A 6,368-nucleotide genomic window follows, 5' to 3' on the forward strand; every position below is an offset into this window, starting at 1 on the left:
CCGCGGCGGCAAGATCTCGTTCACCCACCTGCTGGGCTATGCGCAGGTGCAGGCGATCAAGAAGTTCCCCAACATGAATCGGCACTACGCCGAGATCGACGGCAAGCCCACCGCGGTGACGCCGGCGCACACCAACCTGGGCCTGGCCATCGACTTGCAGGGCAAGGACGGCAAGCGTTCCCTGGTGGTCGCCGGGATCAAGGGCTGCGAAACCATGCGGTTCGCGCAGTTCGTCACCGCCTACGAAGACATCGTGCGGCGCGCCCGCGACGGCAAGCTGACCGCCGAAGACTTTGCGGGCGTGACCATTTCGCTGACCAACCCGGGCACCATCGGCACCGTGCACTCGGTGCCGCGGCTGATGAACGGCCAGGGCGCCATCATCGGGGTGGGCGCCATGGAGTACCCCGCCGAGTTCCAGGGCGCCAGCGAGGAACGCATCGCCGAGCTGGGCATCGGCAAGCTGATCACCCTGACCTCGACCTACGACCACCGCATCATCCAGGGCGCGGAGTCCGGCGACTTCCTGCGCACCATCCACGAGATGCTGCTGTCGGACGCGTTCTGGGACGAGATCTTCCGCGAGCTGGGCAACCCGTACCTGCCGGTGCGCTGGAGCACTGACAACCCGGATTCGATCGTCGACAAGAACGCCCGGGTGATGGAGTTGATCGCGGCCTACCGCAATCGCGGTCACCTGATGGCCGACATCGACCCGCTGCGCTTGGACGGAAGCCGGTTCCGCAGCCACCCCGACCTCGAGATCCTCAATCACGGCCTGACGCTGTGGGACCTGGACCGGGTGTTCAAGGTCAACGGTTTCGCCGGTTGCGAATACAAGAAATTGCGCGACGTGCTGGGTCTGTTGCGCGACGCCTACTGCCGCCACATCGGCGTGGAATACACCCACATTCTCGAACCCTCGCAGCAGGAATGGCTGCAGCAGCGCGTCGAGACCAAACACGTCAAGCCGACGGTGGCCGAGCAGAAGTTCATCCTGAGCAAGCTGAACGCGGCCGAGGCCTTCGAGACCTTCCTGCAGACCAAATATGTTGGCCAGAAACGCTTTTCACTGGAAGGCGCGGAAAGCATCATTCCGATGATGGACGCGGCGATCGACCAGTGCGCCGAGCACGGCCTCGACGAGGTGGTCATCGGCATGCCGCACCGGGGCCGGCTCAACGTGCTGGCCAACATCGTCGGCAAGCCGTACTCGCAGATCTTCTCCGAGTTCGAGGGCAACCTCAACCCGGCACAGGCGCACGGCTCCGGCGACGTCAAGTACCACCTGGGCGCCACCGGCGTGTACCTACAGATGTTCGGCGACAACGACATTCAGGTGTCGTTGACGGCCAACCCGTCACACCTGGAAGCCGTCGACCCGGTGCTCGAGGGTCTGGTGCGCGCCAAGCAGGACCTGCTCGACCACGGCGCCGAGGACCAGGGGGACGAAAAGGCCTTTTCGGTGGTGCCGATGATGCTGCACGGCGACGCCGCGTTCGCCGGTCAGGGCGTGGTCGCCGAGACGCTGAACCTGGCCAACCTGCCCGGTTATCGCGTCGGCGGCACCATCCACATCATCGCCAACAACCAGATCGGCTTCACCACCGCGCCGGAGTATTCGCGGTCCAGCGAGTACTGCACCGACGTCGCGAAGATGATCGGGGCGCCGATCTTCCACGTCAACGGCGATGACCCGGAAGCGTGCGCGTGGGTGGCCAAGCTGGCCGTCGATTTCCGGCAGGAGTTCAAGAAGGACGTCGTCATCGACATGCTGTGCTACCGCAAGCGCGGGCACAACGAGGGCGACGACCCGTCGATGACCAACCCGGCGATGTACGACGTCGTCGACATCAAGCGCGGGGTGCGCAAGAGCTACACCGAAGCCCTGATCGGCCGCGGCGACATCTCGATGAAGGAAGCCGAGGACGCGCTGCGCGACTACCAGGGCCAGCTGGAGCGGGTGTTCAACGAGGTCCGCGAGCTGGAGAAACACGGCGTGCAGCCCAGCGAGTCGGTCGAGGCGGACCAGATGCTGCCGGCCGGGCTGGCCACCGCGGTGGACAAGGCGCTGCTGGCCCGCATCGGTGACGCGTTCCTGGCCCTGCCCGACGGCTTCACCGCACACCCGCGGGTGCAGCCGGTGCTGGAGAAGCGGCGCGAGATGGCCTACGAGGGCAAGATCGACTGGGCCTTCGGCGAACTGCTGGCGCTGGGCTCGCTGGTGGCCGAGGGCAAGCTGGTGCGGCTCTCCGGGCAGGACACCCGCCGCGGCACCTTCTCCCAGCGGCACTCGGTGATCTTCGACCGCAACACCGGCGCCGAGTTCACGCCGCTCAAGCTGCTGGCGACCAACGCCGACGGCACCCCGACCGGCGGCAAGTTCCTGGTCTACGACTCGCCGTTGTCGGAGTACGCCGCCGTGGGCTTCGAGTACGGCTACACGGTGGGCAACCCTGACGCCCTGGTGTTGTGGGAGGCGCAGTTCGGCGACTTCGTCAACGGCGCGCAGTCGATCATCGACGAGTTCATCAGCTCCGGCGAGGCCAAGTGGGGCCAGCTGTCCAACGTCGTGCTGCTGCTGCCGCACGGCCACGAGGGTCAGGGTCCCGACCACACCTCGGGGCGCATCGAGCGCTTCCTGCAGCTGTGGGCGGAGGGGTCGATGACGATCGCGGTGCCCTCGACGCCGTCCAACTACTTCCACCTGTTGCGCCGGCACGCCCTCGACGGCGTGCAGCGTCCGCTGATCGTGTTCACCCCGAAGTCGATGCTGCGCAACAAGGCGGCGGTCAGCGACGTCCGAGACTTCACCGAGATCAAGTTCCGCTCGGTGCTCGAAGAGCCGACCTACGAGGATGGCATCGGTGACCGCGGCAAAGTCACCCGGGTCCTGCTGACCAGCGGCAAGCTCTATTACGAGCTGGTGGCCCGCAAGGCCAAGGACAACCGCGACGACGTGGCGATCGTGCGGATCGAGCAACTCGCTCCGCTGCCGAAGCGCCGGCTGAATGAAACGCTGGACCGCTACCCCAACGTGCAGCAATACTTCTGGGTCCAGGAGGAGCCGGCCAACCAGGGCGCCTGGCCGCGTTTCGGGCTGGAGCTGCCCGAGCTGCTGCCCGACAAGCTGACCGGCCTCAAGCGCATCTCGCGCCGGGCGATGTCGGCGCCGTCGTCGGGGTCGTCGAAGGTGCACGCCGTCGAGCAGCAGGAGATCCTCGACACGGCCTTCGCCTGACGGGCTTCGGTGACCCGCAGGTATCAGGGACCGCTGGTACCGGCTAGCCTCGACGCAAACGTGCCAAAGAAGGAAGGGTGCTCATGCAAGGGTTCGCCGGCAAGGTCGCGGTGGTGACGGGCGCGGGTTCGGGTATCGGGCAGGCGCTGGCCCTGGAGCTGGCCCGCTCGGGCGCCAAAGTGGCGATCAGCGACGTCGACCTCGACGGCCTGGGCCAGACCGAGGAGCAGCTGAAGGCGATCGGCGCGTCGTTCAAGTCGGATCGGCTCGACGTGACCGAGCGCGAGGCCTTCCTGGCCTACGCCGACGGCGTCAAGGAGCACTTCGGCAAGGTCAACCAGATCTACAACAACGCCGGCATCGCCTTCACCGGCGACGTGGAGGTCAGCCAGTTCAAGGACATCGAACGGGTGATGGACGTCGACTTCTGGGGCGTCGTCAACGGCACCAAGGCGTTCCTCCCGCACCTGATCGCCTCTGGCGACGGCCACGTCATCAACGTGTCCAGCGTGTTCGGGCTCTTCTCGGTGCCCGGGCAGGCGGCCTACAACTCGGCCAAGTTCGCCGTGCGGGGCTTCACCGAGGCGCTGCGGCAGGAGATGGTCGCGGCCGGCCACCCGGTGGCGGTCACCACGGTGCACCCGGGTGGCATCAAGACCGCGATCGCGCGCAACGCGACGGCCGCCGAGGGGCTCGACCCCGAGCAGCTCGCGAAGCTGTTCGACAAGCGGCTCGCCAGGACCAGCCCGCAGCGCGCCGCCCAGATCATCCTGGACGCGGTCCGCAAGAAGAAGGCCCGGGTGCTGGTCGGCACTGACGCCAAACTCCTGGACGTGATGGTGCGGCTGGCGGGCCCGTACTACCAGCAGCTCTTCGGCCCGGTGATGGGCCGGTTGCTGCCCAAGCAGTGATCGATCTCTCAGTGTCGAGGGTCGCCGATTCACCGTTTCGCCCTGCTGTAGTCAGCATCGCTGGTAACGATTAGCGTCAAGCGGTTAACCCTGGTCGAGGGAGTTTGCATGGATAGGTTCGCCGGCAAGGTCGCCGTGGTCACCGGAGCGGGTTCCGGTATCGGCCAGGCGTTGGCGGTCGAGCTGGGCCGGGCCGGTGCCAAGGTGGCGATCAGCGACGTCGACACCGAGGGGCTGGCCCAGACCGCCGAACAGCTGACGGCGATCGGCACGGCGTTCAAGTCGGACCGGCTCGATGTGACCGGCCGCGAGGCCTTCCTGGCCTACGCCGACGCCGTCGCCGAGCACTTCGGCCAGGTCAACCAGATCTTTAACAACGCCGGCATCACGTTTATCGGCTCCATCGAGGACAGCCGGTTCAAGGACATCGAGCGGGTGATCGACGTCGACTACTGGGGCGTCGTCAACGGCACCAAGGCGTTCCTCCCGCACCTGATCGCTTCCGGCGACGGACACGTCATCAACATCTCCAGCGCGCTGGGCCTGTTCTCCGCGCCCGGCCAGGCGGCCTACGTCTCGGCCAAGTTCGCCGTGCGGGGATTCAGCGAGGCGCTGCAGCAGGAGATGGTGCGGGCCGGTCACCCGGTGCGGGTGACGACGGTGCATCCGGGCGGCGTCAAAACCGCGTTCGCCCGCAACGCGGCCGCCGTCGAAGGGGTCGACCATGCGGAGTTGGCTAGTCTGTTCGAGGAGCAGCAGGCCAAGACCACCCCGCAGCGGGCCGCTCAAGTCATCCTCGATGGCGTGCGCAAGAACAAGCCCAGGGTGCTGGTGGGCCCGGACGTCAAAGCGATGGACCTGGTCGTGCGACTGACGGGTTCAAGACCAGAACTCCTGCTCGGTGGGCCGATCATGGGCCGATTTCAACAGGTAGTGCACCGTTTGCTGCCGAAGCGCTAATCGTCAGCGGCCGAGCGGATGCTCGGCCAGCCAGCCTCCCGCCACCGCCTGCGGGTCGGCACCCACGCGCACCTGGCGGCGCATCTCGACCAGGGCGGCGGTGTCCAGCACGCCGGCCACCTCGTTGATCGCCAGCAACTGCCGTTCGCTCAACGCGTTGCGCCGATACAGCGGCACCACGTTCTCCGCGCGGATCAGCGCGGGCTTGCCGTCGGCCAGCGCGACCAGGTCGCCGGGCACGCCCGGGTCGGCCGTGGTGGTCCACCCGGCGGTCAGCTGGCCGGACCTGATCGCGGCGAACATCGTTGCCTTGTCCGGGTATTCGCGCGGGGCGGCGAGCCGGCAGGCGCCGATCGCCGACGGTTCCGGCTGCCCGTCGACAGCGCCGACGACGAGGTCGTCGCAGTGCCGGGGCAGCGTGCTCAGGTCCGCGCTGACCTCGCTGCCGCCCCAGGACTTGGCCGTCGGCTGGCTCACCAGCAACACGGGCTTGTCCTCCGCGGCCGTCGTGTAGTCCCCCGCCACGACACCCTCGGGCAGCGCGGCGATCATCGCGCGGTAGACGTCTTTGTCCGACATTGCCGTCGCGCCGGGCTGCAACGCCTGCAACACGCGGCCGGTGAAGGCGGGCACGACGGTGACTGCGCCCGAATCCAATTGGGCCTTCGGGTCGGTGGTCGCCTGGAACCGCGCACCGAATCCGTATGACCGCAAGGCGGCGACGTAGACGCCGGCCAGCAGCGCCGAGTCGGCGTCCGGGCGGGAACCGACCACCACCTCGGCACGGGCCCGGCGGTCACCGGTGTCGGTTGCGCAACCGGCCACAGCCACCACGGCGGCGAGCAGCGGCACGGCCAGCCTGCCGATTCTCACCCCCCGGCGACGGTCGTGTCTGAGGCTTCCGTGGCCAGCGCCACCGCGGAGGCGACCGCTTCCCCGACCCGCGTGTCCAGCGGGCTGGGAACGATGCGGTCGAGCGCCAGGTCGTCGCTGACGACGGAGAAGATCGCCTCGGCCGCGGCGACCATCATCTTTTCGGTGATCCGCCGGGCACCGGCCTCCAGCGCACCGCGGAACACCCCGGGGAAGGCCAGCACGTTGTTGATCTGATTCGGGAAATCGCTGCGGCCGGTGGCCACCACCGAGGCGTACTTGGCCGCGATCTGCGGGTGGATCTCGGGGTCGGGGTTGGACAGCGCGAACACGATCCCGCCCGGCGCCATGGTGGCGATCATCTCCTCGGGCACCACGCCCCC

General features: G+C 67.6%; 5 protein-coding genes. 3 read left to right on the forward strand and 2 right to left on the reverse strand.

What is annotated here, in order from left to right; all coding sequences use genetic code 11:
- The 3 genes from A5646_RS26250 to A5646_RS26260 all read left to right on the forward strand — a co-directional run.
- Positions 1 to 3,241: multifunctional oxoglutarate decarboxylase/oxoglutarate dehydrogenase thiamine pyrophosphate-binding subunit/dihydrolipoyllysine-residue succinyltransferase subunit (locus A5646_RS26250; protein WP_067025377.1), on the forward strand; the 3,241-nt coding region annotated here is incomplete at its 5' end.
- Positions 3,242 to 3,324: 83 nt separating this feature from the next.
- The gene (locus tag A5646_RS26255) at positions 3,325 to 4,152 is read left to right on the forward strand and encodes an SDR family oxidoreductase (protein ID WP_066880320.1); all 828 of its coding nucleotides are present in this window, start codon (positions 3,325 to 3,327) and stop codon (positions 4,150 to 4,152) included.
- Between the two features lie 108 nt (positions 4,153 to 4,260).
- Positions 4,261 to 5,112 carry an SDR family oxidoreductase gene (locus A5646_RS26260; RefSeq protein WP_067025379.1) on the forward strand — a complete coding sequence of 284 codons (852 nt, stop codon included), beginning with the start codon at positions 4,261 to 4,263 and terminating at the stop codon, positions 5,110 to 5,112.
- A gap of 3 nt (positions 5,113 to 5,115) precedes the next feature.
- Here A5646_RS26260 and A5646_RS26265 read toward each other — a convergent pair whose 3' ends face one another.
- Together A5646_RS26265 and A5646_RS26270 are read right to left on the reverse strand one after the other, a co-directional pair.
- Positions 5,116 to 5,985 (reverse strand): glycine betaine ABC transporter substrate-binding protein, encoded by an 870-nt coding sequence (locus A5646_RS26265; protein ID WP_067025382.1) that lies wholly within the window; start codon positions 5,983 to 5,985, stop codon positions 5,116 to 5,118.
- Positions 5,982 to 6,368: malic enzyme-like NAD(P)-binding protein (locus A5646_RS26270; RefSeq protein ID WP_304441588.1), on the reverse strand; the 387-nt coding region annotated here is incomplete at its 5' end. The genes A5646_RS26270 and A5646_RS26265, both read right to left, overlap by 4 nt.

The organism is Mycobacterium sp. 1245499.0 (assembly GCF_001673615.1).
In the GTDB taxonomy this organism is placed as follows: Bacteria; Actinomycetota; Actinomycetes; order Mycobacteriales; family Mycobacteriaceae; genus Mycobacterium; species Mycobacterium europaeum_A.

Coding starts and splice junctions, on each gene's coding strand:
- A5646_RS26255 (WP_066880320.1), top strand. CDS start 3,325: ATGCAAGGGTTCGCCGGCAAGGTCGCGGTGGTGACGGGCGCGGGTTCG.
- A5646_RS26260 (WP_067025379.1), top strand. CDS start 4,261: ATGGATAGGTTCGCCGGCAAGGTCGCCGTGGTCACCGGAGCGGGTTCC.